Origin of the sequence: Marinobacterium sp. LSUCC0821, assembly GCF_012848475.1 — a bacterium.
Lineage (GTDB): Bacteria > Pseudomonadota > Gammaproteobacteria > Pseudomonadales > Balneatricaceae > Marinobacterium_E.
On the sequence record NZ_CP051666.1, the window covers coordinates 1,155,876 to 1,174,769 of the forward strand.

An 18,894-nucleotide genomic window follows, 5' to 3' on the forward strand; every position below is an offset into this window, starting at 1 on the left:
CTCTTAAAAGGTAAGTTTCTATTTCAGTAGTTTCAAAATTGCTTGCGCTGGATGCTGCAAATGCACTTCATCAAAGCGCTTAACCTGTGAACGGCACGAGTAACCGGTTGCAAGTAGCTCTTCACGATCTTCTGCACCTTGGACAATTGGCTGCCAGCTCTGAGCATAGATCTTCTCTGAGGTATCACGATTATCGGTTTCGTGGCCGTAGGTACCTGCCATGCCACAACAGCCTGTAGCAACCACCTGAAGTTTGAGTCCCAAGGCTTCGTAGATCTGTTTCCAGTTTGCAATCGAAGGTGCTGCATTGGTCTTCTCAGTACAGTGCGCCATCAACTTAAAGGCTTTATCAGAGGCGAGTTGAATATCGTTAAACTGTTCGATATTAGATGCCAACCACTCCTGCAACAGCGCCACTTTCGGTAAATCACCCTCAACAACCTGTGCATACTCTTGTCGATAGGTCAGTGTCATTGATGGCTCTACACCAATCAAGCTGACACCCTGGGCTTCGAATTGACGCAACATCGCAACATTTTCATTAGCAATTTTAGCAAAGCGCTTCATAAAGCCATGAACGTGCAACGGCTTACCATTAGCAGCAAATGGCGCGATCAATACATTGAAGCCTAGTCGCTCAATCATCTCGGCAATATCGATGACTAGCTGTGATTCAAAGTAGCTGGTAAAGGCATCTTGCACGATAACAACCGTATTCGCTTTTTGATCCGCAGGAATAGCGGCAAGCGCCTCGACCGAAGCGAGTTGAATGCCCTGCTGATCCATCAACTTCTTCAACGTTAGGGTACAGATTGATGGGGAGTCGACCATCCCCATAAAGCGCGCGGTGAGTTTCTGCAGTAGTGGATTATTCATCGCCCAGTTGTACGGTGCAGGAAATTTCGCCAACCATGGCAGCATCGACTCAAGGCCTGCCACCATGTAATCCTTCATAGGACGCATGTATCGGGTGTAGTAGAGCTCTAAGAAACGCGCACGGAAGTCAGGCACATTGACCTTGATTGGGCACTGGCCAACACAGGACTTACAAGCCAAACAGCCTGACATGGCATCGTACACTTCGTTAGAGAAGTCATACTGCCCCTGCGAGCGTTTAAAAGTATTTAGAAGACGCTTCGGTAAACCAAGCAGTGATGGAGTTCTGCGTGACGCTTCAGCGTAACCAGCAGCATCGACACCGCGTTCAGCCAATAGGCGCAGCCATTCACGTACAAGTGAAGCACGCCCTTTAGGCGAGTGAATTCGCTCACGTGTGCCCTTCCACGATGGACACATCGCATCGTTGGGATCGTAGTTGTAGCAGGCACCATTACCGTTACAGTGCATGGCTGAATCGTAGGCTTCACGAGCAGTTTCAGGCACCTGACGATCCTGTTGGCCACGCGTAGGCACGGCATCAACTTTAAGCAGTGCTGCACCCTCAATTGCAGGAGTTGCAATCTTGCCTGGGTTCATCTGATTGCGCGGATCGAATGCCGCTTTAATCTGTTGTAGTACTGGGTAGAGCGGGCCGAAAAACTCTGGAGCGTATTCAGAGCGAACACCCTTACCATGCTCACCCCACAATAACCCTTTATATTTTTGAGTCAGAGCTACCACTTCGTCGGTCACTTCACGAATAAGGGTCTCTTGCTCTGGATCTTTCATATCGATAGCAGGACGCACATGCAGTACACCTGCATCAACATGTCCGAACATACCGTAGGTCAAGCCGCGTTTATCAAGGGCAGCACGGAAATCCATGATGTAATCTGCAAGATTCTCAGGTGGAACTGCAGTGTCCTCGACAAATGGAATAGGACGTTTAGAGCCCTGCGCATTTCCAAGCAGACCTACCGCACGCTTACGCATACCCCAGATCTTATTGATCTCTGCTGCGCCCTTGGCAACAGTAAAACCAAAGCTCTTGCCAGGCTGGCCACTCACTTCCGTCAGATGTGCGCAGAGCTTTTCGATCTTCGCGTCGATCTCAGCCTGATCATCACCTACGTACTCAACGAGGTTAATACCTTGAATAGCTGGCTCACCTTCATTTGCTGGGAAGTAGTTAGCCACCGTATCCCAAGTGATATCCTGCATCGCAAGGTTCAGAACCTTAGAGTCGACTGTTTCGATTGAAGCGGGCTGCCACTCCATAAGCGCATTCGCATCACGCATTGACGCTTCAAAACTGTCATATTTGATATTTACTAGTGCCGACACTTTCGGAATCGGCAGCACGTTCAATTTCGCTTCTGTGATGAAGGCTAAAGAGCCCTCGGCACCACAGAGGATTGAGTTGAGGTTGAAACGGCCCGATTCATCACGAATGTGCGCTAAATCGTAACCAGTCAAACAGCGGTTCAGTTTAGGGAAGCAGCGCTCAATCTCATCTGCATGGTCACGACTTATGGCATCCAGCATTCGGTGTATCTCACCGATTTGGTCGTCACGTGCCGATATCTCTGCAAGCTCTTCATCGGAGATAGGGCCTGAAGTCCAACGCTCACCACCTAACCAGATAGAGCTCAGTTCAAGCACGTGGTCTCGGGTTTTTCCGTAGAGCACAGACCCCTGTCCAGAGGCATCAGTGTTTATCATACCGCCCACAGTGGCGCGGTTGGAGGTTGATAACTCTGGCGCAAAGAAGAGTCCGTAAGGTTTTAGAGCGGCGTTCAACTGATCTTTAACCACACCAGTTTGAATACGCACCCAACGCTCTTCAGCATTGATCTCTAAAATTTGATTCATGTGCTTGGAGATATCAACGATAAGACCATCAGTCAGCGATTGACCGTTGGTTCCAGTACCACCGCCACGCGCACTTAAGACCAGATCCGCGTACTCAGCTTCAGCAGCCAAACGTGCAATAAGGGCCAAATCATCAGCATGACGAGGATAGACAACGCCTTGTGGCAACACCTGATAGATAGAGTTATCAGTCGCCAAAACCACTCGGTTTGCATAGTCAGGGTTGAGATCCCCGGCAAACCCTTCTCTCTTGAGTCGCTCAATAAACGACAGGTAGAGCTGTTGTGTGGTGTTGATTTTATCTAAGCGTGGAATCATCTCTAATCTCAAAAATCAAAATGGGTTTGAAATATGCATCTATCCTGAAGAGGTAGCCGCATTGAATCAAACGAAAAAAATTAACTCTCAATTGAACCTAATTGATAGTTCAAAGCAGGCGAATACCGCGATCATCCTGGGCTAACTTACCCTCTTTAAGGAGCTGACCAATCGCCATTTTGAACGCCTTCTTACTACATCCAAAACGATCATTGATAGCAACTGGATCACTCTTATCACCCAAGCTGCAGACACCACCATGTGCTTCTAGATCGGCTACGATCTGTTCCGCCAAGGAGCCTACACGTTTGTAACCCGGCGCTTGCAGCATGAGACCAACACGACCATCGTCACGGACCTGCTTGATATAACCAGGAATACGCTTACCCAAACTCAGATGCTGAGTTAGATCCTGACGGTGGATAAGCCCCTCAAAACGGTCATTGATAATGCAGAGCATCCCTATGTCAGTCATACGCCATGGCAGAACTTCAACTACCATATCTTTGGCAAGCTCAGATGTATCCACCTCTAGGTAACGATCCGTTTTAGTGGTAGCTGCCAGGCGCCCGGTATTATCGATATAGATAAATACGTTAACCCATAACCCTTCAGTCACAGGCTTCTGCTGTTCGCCAAAGGGAAGAAACAGATCTTTCTGCAGCCCCCAATCAAGGAAGGCACCCACTTGAGTTACCGAGGTGACTTTTAAACGGGCGAACTGACCAAGCTCTGCCTTGGGGTGACGCAGCGTTGCGATCTCTTGATCTTCAGTATCTAAGTAGATGAACACACATAGCTTATCACCCGGTTTAGTACCCTCTGGTACCTCCCCTTTAGGCAATAAAATACCGCCACCATCACCGGTATCTAAATAGACACCGTAGGGACTTTCACGAAGTACTTTAAGCTCGTTGCGCTTACCTAACTCAAACACAGGCATCTCCGCCAAAATTTCAAAAGACAATCATACCGCTTTCGATCATTTTTTTCTGCGCAAAAAAGAAGGCCGCACTCAATTGAATTGAGCACGGCCAGAGTGTGAATCGATTCAGTTACTTGCTGTCGTTAGCAAGGTAGAACCAGGTATCCATCACTGAGTCTGGGTTTAGAGAGACAGAGTTAATACCCTGCTCCATCAACCAGCGCGCAAGATCTGGGTGATCTGACGGGCCCTGGCCACAGATGCCGACATATTTACCCTGCGCCTTACAAGCTGTAATAGCCATCTCAAGCAAACGTTTCACGGCTTCGTTACGCTCATCAAATAGGTGTGCGATCAAACCCGAATCACGGTCTAGACCCAGCGTTAGCTGAGTCAAATCATTAGAGCCGATTGAGAAGCCATCGAAGTACTCGAGGAACTGATCTGCTAGAAGTGCGTTAGATGGGATCTCACACATCATGATGAGGCGCAGACCATTCTTACCGCGCTCCAAGCCATTCTCTGATAGCAGCTCGACAACCTGCTTCGCTTCACCCGGTGTACGAACAAACGGCACCATGATCTCAACGTTAGTAAGACGCATCTCATCACGAACACGTTTAAGCGCACGACACTCAAGCTCGAAACAATCACGGAAATCTTCAGAGATGTAACGCGCAGCACCGCGGAAGCCCAGCATTGGGTTCTCTTCATGCGGCTCAAATGACTGCCCACCGATAAGGTGACCATACTCATTCGATTTAAAGTCAGACATGCGAACAATGACCTTCTTAGGGTAGAAGGCTGCTGCTAGCGTAGAGATACCCTCTGCGAGTTTATCTACATAAAAATCTACTGGTGATGCGTAGCCAGAGATGCGACGCTCAATCACCTGGCGCACATCACGCGGCTGCTCTTCTAGATTCAGAAGCGCTTTAGGGTGCACACCGATCATGCGGTTAATGATGAACTCAAGACGCGCTAGACCAACACCTGCGTTAGGCAGCGACTGGAAGTCGAAGGCGCGATCTGGGTTGCCGACGTTCATCATCACATCAAACGGAAGTGTTGGCATCTGCTCAACATTGTTAGTTTGATGTTCGAACTGCAGCTTACCTTCGTAAGCACGGCCAGTATCACCCTCTGCACAAGAGACAGTGACATCCTGACCATCGGTCAATTTCTCAGTTGCGTCGCCACAACCGACAATCGCCGGAATGCCCAATTCACGTGCAATGATTGCGGCGTGACAGGTACGACCACCACGGTTAGTGACAATTGCTGCAGCACGCTTCATAACAGGTTCCCAATCTGGGTCTGTCATATCAGTTACTAGTACATCGCCCTCTTTAACGTTGTGCATCTCATCTAGTGACTTAACAAGACGAACAGTTCCGGCACCGATGCGGTGACCGATTGAGCGGCCTTCAACAAGAACCTTACCCTTCTCTTTCATTAGGTAACGTTCAATAACCGTTTTCTGGGTCTGGCTGCGCACAGTTTCAGGACGAGCCTGGACAATGTAGAGCTGACCATCATCTCCATCACGCGCCCACTCAACATCCATTGGACGGCCGTAGTGGTTCTCGATGATCACAGCGATGCGCGCCAGCTCTTCAACTTCATGATCTTCGATACAGAAACGATTTCGATCTGCGTAAGGGACATCGATAGTCTCAACTGCTTTACCAGCACTATGCTCGTCTGTGTAGATCATCTTGATCGCTTTCGAACCTAGGGTACGGCGAAGGATCGCCGGAGCATTCTGTTTAAGCGTTGGTTTGTAAACGTAGAACTCGTCTGGGTTTACTGCGCCCTGAACGACTGTTTCGCCCAAACCATAAGCCGCAGTGATAAACACAACGTGCTGGAAACCAGATTCGGTATCCAACGAGAAGAGCACACCAGATGCACCAGTTTCAGAACGCACCATGCGCTGAATACCTGCAGAAAGTGCAACCTCAGCATGAGTAAAACCTTTATGCACGCGGTAGGAGATAGCGCGGTCGTTGTAGAGGGATGCAAACACCTCTTTGATTGCGTGTTTGATGTTGTCCAAACCACGAATATTCAGGAAGGTCTCCTGTTGACCTGCAAAGGATGCATCTGGAAGGTCTTCTGCAGTTGCTGATGAACGAACAGCGACACTGATCTCTTCCTGCCCTGCCAACATCTCTGCGTAGCCAGCATCGATCGCTGCTTCAAGCTCTGGCTGGAACTGCGCATCCATAATCCACTGGCGAATCTCTTTACCTGTCTCTGCAAGAGCACGTGTATCATCTGCATCCAGCACATCAAGACGGGCATTAATACGATCAGCAAGACCACCATAAGCCAAGAACTCACGATACGCTTCAGCCGTTGTTGCGAAGCCACCTGGGACTCGAACGCCCGCTTCACTTAATTGGCTGATCATCTCACCTAGAGATGCGTTTTTACCACCAACCTTATCTACGTCGGTCATGCGTGCCTGATCGAGGCGAATTACATAGTCTGTCAAAGCCCTGTCTCCAAAAAGTCGTGTGCTTGATACAACGATTCAAATGAACCATTGAGCCACATAGTAGTGAAGCGCAACTAAAATAAAACCCCTTTTAAAAATGTAATTTCGCTACAAAAATCTCTAATATGAGTCTAAAAAATAGCGTTATAAGAGCTTAAATAATGAAACGAACAGCCTTTTTCATCTCCGACGGCACCGGTATTACTGCAGAAGTTCTCGGAAACAGTCTCCTCAGTCAGTTTGAAGATGTTGAGTTTGAGGAGGTCACGCTCCCTTACATCGACACCGAAGAGAAAGTTAAAGCAACCGTAGATCGCATCAACACAGCGGGCGCACAAGATGGTGTGCAACCTATCGTCTTTGACACCTTCGTGAACGCCGAGTTTCGTCAGATGATTGCCGAGGCTAACTCTTTCAATATCGATATCTTCTCAACCTTCTTGAAGCCGCTTGAACAAGAGCTAGAGACCAAATCGACGTACACCATCGGTAAATCACACGCCATCAATCAGATTGATCGATACAAGGCGCGTATCGATTCAGTCAACTTCGCGCTCGACAATGATGACGGTGCACGTACTCAACAGTATCAAATGGCTGACATTATCTTGGTCGGCGTATCACGATGCGGCAAAACCCCAACCTGCCTCTACATGGCGCTGCAATATGGTATTCGCGCCGCTAACTACCCGCTAACAGAAGAGGATATGGAGGCTAACGATCTTCCAGAGGTCCTTAAACAGCACCGCAGCAAACTCTACGGATTAACAATTGATCCATTCCAACTTGCTGCAATTCGCAATGAACGCCGCCCCAATAGCCGCTACTCGTCACTGGACCAGTGTGATTTCGAAACTCGCACCGTAGAGCGCTTCTTTAAGCAGAACGGGATGTCATCGATTAATACGACAAACTTCTCAATAGAAGAGATCGCGACTCGAATCATGGCGGATGCTGACATAGCACGCCGCATTGTTTAGGACTTTTTAAGGAGCTTTTTAGGAGAGAGCAATGACCCTTGATACGCACAGAACCACGCTACTTGTCATAGATATTCAGGCCAAATTGGCACCTGCGATTGCTGAGTCAGAGATTGTTATCAAAGAGTGTGAAGATATCGTCCAAGTGGCGCAGTTGCTTGAAGTAGAGACCATCTATACCGAGCAGTATCCTAAGGGGTTAGGAGCTACCGTACCTGAACTTAAATCTCTACTTGAGACGAGTGCAATTCGACTCGAGAAGCTCAGCTTTTCATGCATGAGCGAGCGACGTTGCCATGCAAAAATTAGAGATCTACTAAAACCTCAGGTTGTTGTTTGTGGCATGGAGACTCATGTCTGTGTGCTGCAAACTGTGTTAGAGCTGATTGACGAAGGTTACGAGGTCTTCGTAATTGAAGAGGCTGTTAGCTCACGCACACTCAAAAACAAGCAGCTCGCCCTAGCGAGAATGGAAGCCGCTGGCGCTCAAATCATCTCCAAAGAGATGGCGATCTTTGAGTGGCTAGGTTCGGCTGAACACCCTAGGTTCAAGGAGATCAGCAAAAACTTCGTTCGTTAATTGCTAAACAGCTCACTTAACTTCACTGCAAAAATCTCTTCGCGTGCAAGTTTAAGACGACTAAAGCGCTGCTCAATATCCGCCTGCCAAGCTGTTTGGCTGCAGTGATCTAATGCGGGCAGCGGGTCTAACTCATAGATATCTGCGAGTGTCAGCGAGTGCAGATCTCGTTTCAAAATTAGAGTCCCCTGAGCAGTCTCCGTGAACAAGCTTAAAGCACGGCAGCGCTGAATCACCTCATGCAGCACTTCCGCTTTGAGGCCAGACAGTTTCGACAAGATCGCTTTTTCAGATAGTTCACCACCGCGCTGCTGCACTTCATATAAAAGCTCAATTATACGAAGCGCTTCGATGAACCAACGTTTACTGGATCGCGGCTCTGACGCACCGTAAGTCAGGATTCGACTGAGCACCGCGCCTAAAAGCACAACACACCAAGAGAGATAGATCCAAACAAGGAATAGTGGCACCGCTGCAAAGGCACCATAGATCAGTTGGTAAGAGGGAGAGTAGGCAACAAAAAGTGCAAAGCCACGTTTCGCCAACTCAAAGAGAAGCGCAGCGACCAAACCGCTAATAATCGCGGCTTGCGCAGGAACATGGGCGTTTGGAATCACGGCATAGATAAGTGCAAAAGCGCCTGCAGTCATCAACCACGGCAACAGATTGAGAAGCTTAAATCCTGAGATTGGTTCGAAGCTATCTAACTGTGTGACACCAACGAGATAGCTACTTAAGACTATTCCAGCACCGACAAGAATAGGACCAAGAGTCAGTACTGCCCAGTAGGTTAAAAATGAGCGCACACCTGAACGCGTCGTTTTAACCTTCCAGATTCGGTTAAAGGCTGACTCGATATTTTTCATCATCAGCAGCGCCGTGATAAATAGAAACAGCGCACCCACCACCGTTAGGGATTTAGCTTGGTTGGCAAACCCGGCAAGATGCTCCTGAATTTGAATTCCAGTATTAGGCAGAAAATTCTCAAATACCCAACCCTCTATCTGTGCCCCCACCTCTTGCGAACTGGGAATAGCCGCCAACATCGCATAGCTCACGGTCATCAACGGGACAATTGAGAAGAGCGTGGTGTAGGTCAGCGCTGCGGCATTGATAACCCCCTGATCTCTGAAAAATGTACGTATGACAGTGAGCAAAAATTGACTGAAGGTTACACAACGTTGTGCCAAATGACTCAAGGCGATCTCCAAACTGGTTAGACGCGGGATGCTCTTATACAATAGCCCAATTATTCGACATAACAACTAGGATTCAGCATGCCAATCACGATTCTTCACAACCCTCGCTGTTCAAAATCTCGACAGACGCTGGCACTTCTTGAGGAGCAGGGCATCACCCCAGTTGTTCGTGAGTATCTTAACGATCCACTGACCAGCGAAGAGCTAGAAACCCTTATTTCAAAGCTCGACCTTACAGCAGCAGCCTTGGTTCGCAATAAAGAGGATGAGTTCAAAGAGGCGGGATTAGACCTTAAGAGCAGTAGTGATGCTGAATTCATCGCTGCAATGGTTAAATACCCCCGTTTGATGGAGCGCCCAGTCGTCATTAACGGCGATAAAGCAAGAATTGGACGCCCACCTGAGCAAGTACTGGAGATCATCTAGTGTCCCCTTTTGTTCTGGTTCTATTTACCAGCCGTCACGGCTCAACTCGCGCGCTTGCTGAGCACATTGCGGCCGGAATTGAGTCGACTGGTATAGAAGCAAAACTGAGAACAGTGCGGGCTCCGGGCGTTTCGGAAGAGGCTTTAGCACATGTCGACGGCACACTCTATGTTGAAGCGCAGGACCTGAAAGAGTGCTCAGGGTTAGCACTTGGCAGCCCTACCCGCTTTGGTCAAATGGATAGCAATCTCAGTGCTTTCATTCAAAACACCACAACGGAGTGGCTATCGGGTGAATTAATTGACAAACCGGCGACGGTATTCACCTCAAGCAGTTCGATGCACGGAGGCCAGGAGAGCACTCTACTCTCGATGATGCTACCGCTGCTCCATCACGGCATGTTAATTAGCGGCATCCCATACAGCTCAGAAAAACTTCATTCAACGACCAGTGGCGGTAGCCCATACGGCGCCAGCCATGTTAGCGGTGAAGCTGGCAATGCAACAATGACTCAGGATGAGAAAACTCTCGCGTTTCAACAGGGTGTTCGTCTTGGAAAATTGGCATCAACACTTGCGTCACAGAGAGGGTAAGGAGTACCCATGACTATTGCTGTTAAAGCTAAATTCAGCGGAGTGATCACCAAGATCACCTTCGCTGCGCTCATCATATTTTACGCCATACGCTTTCTTTGGCTTGCACCTAGCGCATCCGACCATCCTTGGGTGATTTGGCTAATCTACACCCTACCCCTGATTGGCTTTGCGCCTGCAGTTTTCCGCGGCACTCCTCGGCCACACGCTTGGTTATGTTTTGTGTTGCTACTTTATTTTCTAGGCGCTGTTGTGACCGCTATCCAACCTCACTTAGCGATCTTCGGCTGGATAGAGTCTCTACTTCTTATGACACTCTTCACCTCGGCCATGTTATTTGCTCGTTGGCAGAGTCGTTTCCTGAGAGAACAGGGTTAAATGGATAGCCAATCACTGCGCAAACTGCGTGCTGATTTTCCAATTCTAAGCACACGTTTTGATGGGCAACCCCTTGTCTATTTTGATAATGCAGCAACGACACAGAAGCCTCGTCAGGTAATTGATGCGATAACCCAGTTCTATCGCAAAGAGAACGCTAACGTTCACCGTGCTGCTCACCGTTTATCCAGCAGGGCAACCGAACATTTTGAACAGGCGCGTGATGCAGTTGCACGGTTTTTAAACTGCTCTTCTGAAGAGGTTATCTGGACACGTGGCACCACAGAGAGCCTCAATCTAGTTGCTCAAAGCTACTTAAGGCCGCTGCTTAAAGCGGGTGAGACAGTCCTGGTTATGCAGAGCTCACACCATGCAAACATTGTTCCTTGGCAACAGGTGACCCAGAGCTGTGGTGCAAATCTGCAAGTCATACCCCTAGACGAGGCAGGAGATGTTGACCTCACTGCCTATCAACAATTTCTAGAGACAAACCCAAAACTGGTCGCTTTGACCCATGTTTCCAATGCGCTGGGTACGATCTACCCTATCGCGGAGATGGTTCGCATGGCCAAAGAGGCAGGCGCAACGGTTGTTGTTGATGGCGCGCAAGCAGTTCCACACCTGCAAATAGATTTAACCCAGCTAGGTGCCGATTTCTATGCCTTTTCCGGCCATAAGCTTTTTGGACCTACAGGCATCGGCGTGCTCTATGGCGTAAGTCATCTACTTGATTTAATGCCTCCCTGGCAGACCGGTGGCGAGATGATTGAAAAGGTCTCCTTTGATGGCACGACCTTTACCTCGGCACCACTGAGATTTGAAGCAGGCACACCCGATATCGCAGGTGCTGTAGGTTTGAAAGCGGCGGTCGAATATCTCGAGAAACAAGATAGTGATGCCCTGTTCGCTCACGAAGCCGAACTTGCCAAGTTTGCTCGCCAACAGTTATCGCTACTACCTGGAATTAAACTTCTACCGGCTGGGAGTGAACAGGTTTCGGTCATCACCTTTACCCATATGGATCTTCACGCTTCAGATATTGCAGCCCTACTTGATGAATCAGGTATCGCGGTGCGAGCTGGAACACACTGTGCACAACCCCTACTTACTGCCCTCAACATTGAGTCAGCAGTTCGCGTTTCCCTCGCCTTTTACAACAGTTTGGAAGAGGTTGAACACCTCATTTCAATACTGGAAACAATAGTATCTAACACTGCCAACAGCGCTGAAACTATTGAAGAGTCCAATACCTTTTTCATCGAGAAAAGAGACGACTTAATCAGGGCATTAAGCGAGACAGGTAGCTGGCCAGAGCGCCTCAATCTGCTGATGAAGCTAGGTACATTAAAGGGTAAATATAGCCAAACGGTCCGCATCGCAGCGAATGAGGTCGTTGGCTGTGCCAGCCGTACTTGGATCGAGTTGAGTGCAAACGACGGTCAGATTTCAATCAAGGGAGACTCTGACAGCCGTCAGATTAATGCGCTGATACATCTCATTAGCGAAGGGCTTGAGCGATCGTTGAGCGTGGATCAGATTAGGGCAGAATTGGATGCGCTGGGTCTAGAGCGTCAACTCAGTCGAACTCGAGGCAACGCAATTCAGACCCTTTTAAAACGAGTAGCGGCGCTTAGCCTAAAACTATAGGTTGCGCCACACAGCTCCGTCTGACTTTTTATCGAGCAGATCGAGAAAAGTCTCATGCGCGGCTAACTCTTCGTCAGATGCTTTAATGACTTGAAGACCTTCAACAAGATCTGCTGCAACACGACGAATCTTTTCACCACCCTCTCCGTCATCCTGACCATCGACAGAGAGAATTAACGAAGTTTGGCCGCCGGTAAGGGCGAGATATACGTCTGCTAGGATCTCTGAGTCGAGAAGTGCGCCGTGCAGCTCACGGTGACTGTTATCGATAAAGTAACGGCGACAGAGTGCATCTAGGCTGTTTTTTTGGCCTGGGTGTTTCTTACGAGCCAACGCCAAACTGTCGGTGATGGTACAGATATCTTCAATCTTCTCATCGATACCATTGCGCTGAAACTCTTTGTTGATGAAGCCAACGTCGAACGCTGCGTTATGAATGATCAGCTCTGCGCCACGAACAAACTCAACAAACTCAGCAACAACCTCACTAAATTTCGGCTTATCTTCCAAGAACTGATTGGTGATACCGTGAACCTCAATCGCTTCAGCGTCCACTTCTCGATCGGGCTTAATGTATTGATGATAGTTGTTGCCTGTAATGCGTCGAGCGACCATCTCAACACAACCAATCTCAATAATGTTGTGACCCTCATCGGGTTCAAGACCTGTAGTCTCGGTATCAAGTACGATTTGACGACTCATGCTGCTTGCTCCTCACAACCTCTGTTAGCCAACTGATCGGCACGTTCATTACCGGGATCGCCGCTATGTCCTTTGACCCAACGCCACTCAATTTTGTGAGGTTCTGCCGCTTTATCTAAACGCTGCCACAACTCAACATTCTTAACAGGTTTACCTGTTGAGCTGCGCCAGTTTTTCTTTTTCCAACCGAATATCCACTCAGTAATTCCCTGACGCAGGTACTGTGAATCGGTATAGAGAACTACATCAGAGCCGCGTTTTAAACACTCAAGCGCTGCTATAGCTGCCATAAGTTCCATGCGATTGTTGGTCGTCTCAGGTTCTCCGCCCCACAACTCTTTCTCAGCATCACCATATTTGAGGATTGCTCCCCAACCGCCCGCTCCGGGGTTACCTTTACAGGCCCCGTCTGTATAAATCGTTACTACTTTCAACTTCTATTTCGCCTAACGCCTGTCGATGTAGCTTTGGATTCTATCACTCTCAACGGCTCAAGTAGACGACGATTCCACACTGGACGCAGTGGCGTCATGCCAGCCACATCTTTACGCGCAGTCATAAGAATTAAATTACCTGTCGATAGAGGGATAGGTTTAATCAGTGTCTTCAAAAAATTGAAACGGCCACGCCAGCGACTGTTTTCGATAGGATAGATGTAGCTATCAGAGTGGATATTCATTGATGTTAATTGCAGCAGTTTGAACCAGTCAGTCAAACGACTGGCGCCCAAAAGACGCCCAGACCAAGGAGCTGCAATCGCTCGCTTAAACTTACTATGCAAACCAAACAGACTGACTGGATTGAAACCCAGAAGAATTAAGTGGCCACCCGGTCTTAATACTCGAGCAGCCTCACGCAGTACCTGATGCGGATCCTCTGAAAACTCTAACGCGTGATGCAGCACCAGTATATCGATAACAGCAGATTGCACAGGTAGCTCTTCTGGCGTTGCTATCAGCGAATTCTCCTCCATTCCCAACTCTAATTTGGGCGCGACCATCACCCCATGACGAGCGCGGGCAGAATCACAGAACCATTGGCGACCATCCAGGGTCACCTGAAGAAGACGATTCCCCTGTACATTAAGCAAGGCGCGCTCAATCATCCTGCGTTCGGTAGCTAGAAGAGATTGGCCCAGCTCAGTGTCGTACCAAGCCTGAAGTGCACTCGCTGGGTCTTTAGATTCAATGGAGTCGAATACCATTCTGCATCCTTAGATGTTCAACTTACTGATCATTCTATTGTAACCTTAGGTGATAAATCAGCCCCAGGAGCCAGAAATGTTCACAACCTCACCCCTTGCCGCTTTTGATGATAACTATATCTGGATTCTTGAGGATCAAGAGAGTGACAAGGTTGCGGTGGTGGATCCGGGCGATGCAAAGGTCGTGCAGGCTTACCTCGCCAGAGAGAACAAAACGCTGGCGGCTATTTTGATTACACACCACCATGCCGACCATACAGGTGGTGTGAATGAATTGGTCGCACAATTTTCAGCCCCCGCTTATGGCCCCGACCACTCTCGTTTTAATGGTGTCACGCATCCACTGCACGGGGGCGACAACATTCATCTTTTCGGGACTGAACTTAAAGTACACGAGGTGCCGGCACACACACTCGACCATATCGCTTACAGCTTCGAAGGCGAAAACCCTGGGCTATTCTGCGGCGATACCCTCTTTTTAGCTGGCTGCGGTCGACTTTTTGAAGGCGATGCTAAACAGATGCAACGAGCGATGGACATCTTCTCCAACCTGCCTGATGAGACTGCTGTGTTCTGTACACATGAATACTCACTTGCCAATTTAAAGTTTGCGCTAGCGGTAGAACCCGACAATGCGGATATCCATGAGGCTGTGCGACGTTGCACTGAACTTCGAGAGAAGAACCTTCCGACCCTGCCAAGCAGGATTAAAACTGAGAAGTTGATAAACCCCTATATGCGCACCGATATACCTACCGTGATTGCAGCAGCCAATGGCTGGAGCTCTAAAGAGAATCGCGATCGGGTCGAAGTTTTAGCGGCACTTAGAGAGTGGAAAAATAGTTTCTAATCGTCGCCAAGATATTCCTTAACAGAATATGAATAAAATTGACCCATGCCCCCCAAATCGGTAGACTTCTGCCATCTTAAAATAGAGATGGCACAACTGTCACAAAGTACCCAATGGCAAACTTCAAATCGACAATTCTGGTAGGCGTTGCAGCACTCGTGCTAGCTGGCTGTCAAACCGCCCCACAAAACCAGAACGCAAGTCGTGCAGTAAATGTTGAAGAGTCTGAGCCGGTACTTGTAAAGCGCTCGATTCCAAAGGTCGAAACCAAATGGGAAGAGGCGCCTCTTAAATCGGTTTTATTGGAGCTCGAAAAAGATCCTAAACGTGCCGACCTATGGGAGATGACTCGTGAGCACATGAGTTTCGACCCACACCTAGATAACACTCTCGTTAAGAACCACATTGAGTGGTACGCCTCTCACGACAAATACTTAAACCGCCTTACCGGTCGCGCATCTCGATACTACTACTACGTTTTGCATGAGGTGATTAAGCGCGGCATGCCTTCAGAGATCGCCCTGATTCCTGCGATTGAAAGTTCATACGATCCATTTGCAAAGTCGCCAGCTAAAGCTTCAGGTGCTTGGCAGTTTATGCCTGCGACGGGTGATCATTTCGGTCTAAAGCGCAACTGGTGGTACGACGGTCGTCGCGACATCATCGCCTCTACCGATGCAGCACTCAATTACCTGCAGTACCTGCATGACTATTTTGATGGCGATTGGCTACTTGCCGTTGCGGCCTACAATGCTGGTGAGGGCACTGTTGGACGGGCCGTTAAGCGCAATAAGAAGGCAGGTAAACCTACCGACTTCTGGAATTTAAAACTTCCACGCGAAACTCGTCACTATGTTCCGAAATTGCTGGCGATCTCTGAGATTTTCCGCAATCCAAACAGTTACGGATTAGAGTTTGCACCACTGGCAGATAAACCCTACTTTGAGATTGTAGATATTGAGAGCCAAATTGATCTGTCGCGTGCAGCTGAGCTTAGTGGCGTTGATATTGATGAGATCTACAAACTTAATGCCGGATTCTCGCAGTGGGCGACAGATCCAGAAGGTCCTCACCAACTGCTAGTCCCAGTTGAAAGTGCAGCAAAATTCAAAGTAGAACTTGCAGCACTAGAACCAAGTGAACGTATTAGCTGGGCTCGTTACGAAGTTAAATCGGGTGATAGCCTATCGGTGATTGCTAAGCGCTTTAACACCAATATCAACACCATTCAGACATCAAACAATTTGAAGGGCTCGTTCATTAAGATCGGCCAATCTCTGCTAATCCCTTCTGCTCTGGTTGATGCATCGCAGTACACATTAAGCTCAGTGCAACGTCGTGATAAACGTCTGACGGCTGCTGCACCATCTGGCAAACAGAAAGTTATTCACACCATCGCAGCTGGCGATTCCCTTTGGGCACTTTCTAAGCGTTACGATGTTTCAACCAAGTCGATTGCGCGCTGGAACAACATGGGTACCAAGAGCACGCTGAAAATTGGTGACAAGTTGGCTATTTTCATTGAGTCGCAGACACCAACTTCAGCCAGCGAGTACCTAGTTCGAAAAGGTGACAACCTCAGTCTGATAGCACAGCGATTAAACGTCAGTGTCGAAGAGCTGCTGAAGTGGAATGATCTGACCGTTGATTCACTGCTAATGCCAGGCCAGCAACTTAAAATTGCGCCTAAACCAGAGCAGGGTTAATGGACACTCTCGGCATCGCCATAATTGTAATATCTGTTCTTTTAGCAGTTATCTTTAAGGTGGTGATTCTGAATCGTATACATCAGTGGATGGATAACGATCTCATTAATAGCCTTTCTGAAGGCGACTCTGCGCTTAAAGCTAAGCTAACCTCCCTAAACAACGCTCTAGCCTCACAAAAAGTTAAACGCAACGCGCGTCATCAGCAGCTCGAACAAGCAGCTAAAGAGCACAACTAATTCAATACGTTGCTGCAAAAGTGGTTGAAATTTTTAGCCCACTCCCCCATCTTTCTTTATTAAAGAACTATGTCTCGACGTCAGAGACTGAATGGGAGATTGATGTGATTCGCAAAACCCTTACGTTAGTTGTTACCACAGCCCTTCTATTCTCGAACACGCTGCTTGCACAAGAGATTCCAGCGAGTCATGGCATTGCAATGCATGTTGACCTAAAGTACCCAGCGACCTTCAGTCACTTTGAATACGTCAATCCCGATGCACCCAAAGGTGGAACGCTTCGCCAAGCGGTAGTTGGAACCTTTGATAGCTTCAACCCTTTTATCATTAAAGGAAGCTCTGCAGATGGTATCGGCTTAACCTTTGACACATTAATGACTCGCTCACTCGACGAGCCATTTACTCAGTATGGGCTTATCGCACAATCCGTTCGTATGCCAGAGTCACGACGCTGGGTAGAGTTTGATCTGCGCCCTGAAGCGAAATTTTCAGATGGCTCGTCTATCACCGCTACCGATGTCGTGGAGACATTTAGACTCTTGCGTGAGGAGGGCTCTCCCTTCTACAAAGCGTATTACCAAGATATCTCAAAGATTGAAGCACTATCAGAGACCAGCGTTCGTTTCGAGTTTGGTGAAACCGAGAATCGCGAGCTCCCCTTGATTATTGGCGAAGTCCCTATTCTCTCGGCAAGTTATTGGCGCGATAAGGAGTTCTCTAAACCCTCTTTAGAGCCAATGCTTGGATCTGGACCCTACACTGTAGGCAGCTTCGAAGCGGGCCGTTCTATCACTTATGTTCGAAATGATTCTTATTGGGGCCGTGATCTTGCAGTGAATCGTGGTCGTTTTAATTTCGACCAGATGCAGTTCGATTACTACCGTGACGGTACTGTAGCACTTGAGGCGTTCAAGGCGGGTCAATTTGATTTTCGCGAGGAGAACTCCTCAAAAAATTGGGCAACTGCTTATACAGGACCAGCTCTAGAAGATGGCCGCATCAAGCGTGAGTTGGTTAAAGATGCAAACCCTGCGGGGATGCAGGCTTTTGTGATGAACTCGCGCCGCGCTCAATTCAGTGACAAAACCGTGCGTGAAGCGATCGCCTATGGATTTGATTTTGAGTGGACCAATGCCAACCTCTTCTATGATGCTTACACTCGCAGTCATAGCTACTTCTCTAACTCAGAGATGGCAGCCACTGGGCTACCATCCGAGAAAGAGCTTGCGATACTTGAGCCCCTTAGAGGCCAGATACCTGATGAGGTATTTACAAAGGTCTATAAAGCACCAACAACCAAGGGTGACGGTCGTAACCGTAACGAGCTTCGCACAGCACTTAAACTTCTTAACAGTGCCGGCTGGAACCTAAAAGATGGAAAGCTAATCAACAATGCAGGTGAGCAGTTCAAATTTGAAATCCTGCTAGTACAGAAGGATTTTGAGCGCGTAGTCGCGCCGTTTATCAAGAACCTTGAGAAGCTGGGTATGAGTGTCAGCATTCGAATCGTCGACGTTTCACAGTACATCAACCGTCTTCGCAGCTATGATTTCGATATGGTTGTCGGTAGTTTTGGTCAAAGCAGCTCACCCGGCAACGAACAGAGAGAGTTTTGGGGAAGTGAAGCCGCTCAGCAGGAGGGGAGCCGAAATATCATCGGTATTCAGGACCCTGCTATCGACAAACTCATTGAAGCCCTGATTCAGGCGCCCAACAGAGAGCAACTAGTGCTGCATGCTAGAGCGTTGGATCGCGTGCTGCAGTGGAATCACTTTGTTGTACCACAATTCCACATCGGTTCACACCGCATCGCCTATTGGGATAAGTTTGGTTTCCCCGAAGTGCGACCAACTTACTCACTGGGTATCGATACCTGGTGGTCAAAGAAGTAGT

General features: G+C 48.4%; 17 protein-coding genes. 10 read left to right on the top strand and 7 right to left on the bottom strand.

Annotated features, from left to right (window positions below):
• Positions 1–18 precede the first annotated feature (18 nt).
• From HH196_RS05475 to ppsA, 3 genes are all read right to left on the bottom strand, one after another.
• Entirely contained in the window at positions 19–3,069 is a 3,051-nt protein-coding gene (locus tag HH196_RS05475; protein WP_169451154.1) for an FAD-binding and (Fe-S)-binding domain-containing protein, read from the bottom strand.
• Between the two features lie 109 nt (positions 3,070–3,178).
• On the bottom strand, positions 3,179–4,036 hold the full coding sequence (locus tag HH196_RS05480; protein WP_248276902.1) for a S1 RNA-binding domain-containing protein: 858 nt from the start codon (positions 4,034–4,036) through the stop codon (positions 3,179–3,181).
• An 88-nt stretch (positions 4,037–4,124) separates the two neighbouring features.
• Positions 4,125–6,494: a phosphoenolpyruvate synthase gene (gene ppsA, locus HH196_RS05485; protein ID WP_169451155.1), complete on the bottom strand. Its 2,370-nt coding sequence runs from the start codon at positions 6,492–6,494 to the stop codon at positions 4,125–4,127.
• 164 nt (positions 6,495–6,658) lie between these two features.
• Between ppsA and HH196_RS05490 the strand changes: the two genes are divergently transcribed.
• Entirely contained in the window at positions 6,659–7,477 is an 819-nt protein-coding gene (locus tag HH196_RS05490; protein WP_169451156.1) for a pyruvate, water dikinase regulatory protein, read from the top strand.
• A gap of 31 nt (positions 7,478–7,508) precedes the next feature.
• A complete protein-coding gene (locus HH196_RS05495) occupies positions 7,509–8,057 on the top strand; it encodes a hydrolase (protein ID WP_169451157.1) in 549 nt (182 codons plus the stop codon).
• Here HH196_RS05495 and HH196_RS05500 read toward each other — a convergent pair.
• A complete protein-coding gene (locus HH196_RS05500; protein WP_169451158.1) occupies positions 8,054–9,256 on the bottom strand; it encodes a YihY family inner membrane protein in 1,203 nt (400 codons plus the stop codon). The two genes, HH196_RS05495 and HH196_RS05500, sit on opposite strands and share 4 nt — an antisense overlap.
• Positions 9,257–9,334: 78 nt before the next feature.
• On the opposite strand from HH196_RS05500, the gene arsC reads away from it, so the two are divergent.
• The 4 genes from arsC to HH196_RS05520 are packed head-to-tail and all read left to right on the top strand — an operon-like array spanning position 9,335 to position 12,300.
• Positions 9,335–9,682 (top strand): arsenate reductase (glutaredoxin), encoded by a 348-nt coding sequence (arsC, locus tag HH196_RS05505; RefSeq protein ID WP_169451159.1) that lies wholly within the window; start codon positions 9,335–9,337, stop codon positions 9,680–9,682.
• A complete protein-coding gene (wrbA, locus tag HH196_RS05510; protein ID WP_169451160.1) occupies positions 9,682–10,275 on the top strand; it encodes an NAD(P)H:quinone oxidoreductase in 594 nt (197 codons plus the stop codon). Before arsC ends, wrbA begins: the two co-directional genes overlap by 1 nt.
• Before the next feature lie 9 nt (positions 10,276–10,284).
• The gene (locus tag HH196_RS05515) at positions 10,285–10,653 is read left to right on the top strand and encodes a DUF2069 domain-containing protein (protein WP_169451161.1); all 369 of its coding nucleotides are present in this window, start codon (positions 10,285–10,287) and stop codon (positions 10,651–10,653) included.
• Complete coding sequence (locus tag HH196_RS05520; RefSeq protein WP_169451162.1) at positions 10,654–12,300, top strand: SufS family cysteine desulfurase; 1,647 nt, start codon at positions 10,654–10,656, stop codon at positions 12,298–12,300. It abuts the gene before it with no gap.
• Here HH196_RS05520 and dnaQ read toward each other — a convergent pair.
• The 3 genes from dnaQ to HH196_RS05535 are packed head-to-tail and all read right to left on the bottom strand — an operon-like array spanning position 12,295 to position 14,206.
• Complete coding sequence (gene dnaQ / locus HH196_RS05525) at positions 12,295–13,002, bottom strand: DNA polymerase III subunit epsilon (protein ID WP_169451163.1); 708 nt, start codon at positions 13,000–13,002, stop codon at positions 12,295–12,297. The two genes, HH196_RS05520 and dnaQ, sit on opposite strands and share 6 nt — an antisense overlap.
• A complete protein-coding gene (rnhA, locus tag HH196_RS05530) occupies positions 12,999–13,436 on the bottom strand; it encodes a ribonuclease HI (protein WP_169451164.1) in 438 nt (145 codons plus the stop codon). Before rnhA ends, dnaQ begins: the two co-directional genes overlap by 4 nt.
• The gene (locus HH196_RS05535) at positions 13,433–14,206 is read right to left on the bottom strand and encodes a class I SAM-dependent methyltransferase (protein WP_169451165.1); all 774 of its coding nucleotides are present in this window, start codon (positions 14,204–14,206) and stop codon (positions 13,433–13,435) included. The genes rnhA and HH196_RS05535 overlap by 4 nt, the downstream gene beginning before the upstream one ends.
• A gap of 76 nt (positions 14,207–14,282) precedes the next feature.
• Between HH196_RS05535 and gloB the strand changes: the two genes are divergently transcribed.
• The 4 genes from gloB to HH196_RS05555 all read left to right on the top strand — a co-directional run bounded on the left by gloB (position 14,283) and on the right by HH196_RS05555 (position 18,893).
• Complete coding sequence (gloB, locus tag HH196_RS05540; protein WP_169451166.1) at positions 14,283–15,056, top strand: hydroxyacylglutathione hydrolase; 774 nt, start codon at positions 14,283–14,285, stop codon at positions 15,054–15,056.
• A gap of 113 nt (positions 15,057–15,169) precedes the next feature.
• Positions 15,170–16,762 carry a LysM peptidoglycan-binding domain-containing protein gene (locus tag HH196_RS05545; RefSeq protein WP_169451167.1) on the top strand — a complete coding sequence of 531 codons (1,593 nt, stop codon included), beginning with the start codon at positions 15,170–15,172 and terminating at the stop codon, positions 16,760–16,762.
• A complete protein-coding gene (locus HH196_RS05550; RefSeq protein ID WP_169451168.1) occupies positions 16,762–17,001 on the top strand; it encodes a hypothetical protein in 240 nt (79 codons plus the stop codon). Before HH196_RS05545 ends, HH196_RS05550 begins: the two co-directional genes overlap by 1 nt.
• Positions 17,002–17,105: 104 nt before the next feature.
• Positions 17,106–18,893: an extracellular solute-binding protein gene (locus HH196_RS05555; RefSeq protein WP_248276903.1), complete on the top strand. Its 1,788-nt coding sequence runs from the start codon at positions 17,106–17,108 to the stop codon at positions 18,891–18,893.
• The last annotated feature ends 1 nt before the right edge of the window (position 18,894 follow it).

Coding starts and splice junctions, on each gene's coding strand:
- HH196_RS05475 (WP_169451154.1), bottom strand. CDS start 3,069: ATGATTCCACGCTTAGATAAAATCAACACCACACAACAGCTCTACCTG.
- HH196_RS05490 (WP_169451156.1), top strand. CDS start 6,659: ATGAAACGAACAGCCTTTTTCATCTCCGACGGCACCGGTATTACTGCA.
- HH196_RS05495 (WP_169451157.1), top strand. CDS start 7,509: ATGACCCTTGATACGCACAGAACCACGCTACTTGTCATAGATATTCAG.
- arsC (WP_169451159.1), top strand. CDS start 9,335: ATGCCAATCACGATTCTTCACAACCCTCGCTGTTCAAAATCTCGACAG.
- HH196_RS05515 (WP_169451161.1), top strand. CDS start 10,285: ATGACTATTGCTGTTAAAGCTAAATTCAGCGGAGTGATCACCAAGATC.
- HH196_RS05520 (WP_169451162.1), top strand. CDS start 10,654: ATGGATAGCCAATCACTGCGCAAACTGCGTGCTGATTTTCCAATTCTA.
- dnaQ (WP_169451163.1), bottom strand. CDS start 13,002: ATGAGTCGTCAAATCGTACTTGATACCGAGACTACAGGTCTTGAACCC.
- HH196_RS05535 (WP_169451165.1), bottom strand. CDS start 14,206: ATGGTATTCGACTCCATTGAATCTAAAGACCCAGCGAGTGCACTTCAG.
- gloB (WP_169451166.1), top strand. CDS start 14,283: ATGTTCACAACCTCACCCCTTGCCGCTTTTGATGATAACTATATCTGG.
- HH196_RS05545 (WP_169451167.1), top strand. CDS start 15,170: ATGGCAAACTTCAAATCGACAATTCTGGTAGGCGTTGCAGCACTCGTG.
- HH196_RS05550 (WP_169451168.1), top strand. CDS start 16,762: ATGGACACTCTCGGCATCGCCATAATTGTAATATCTGTTCTTTTAGCA.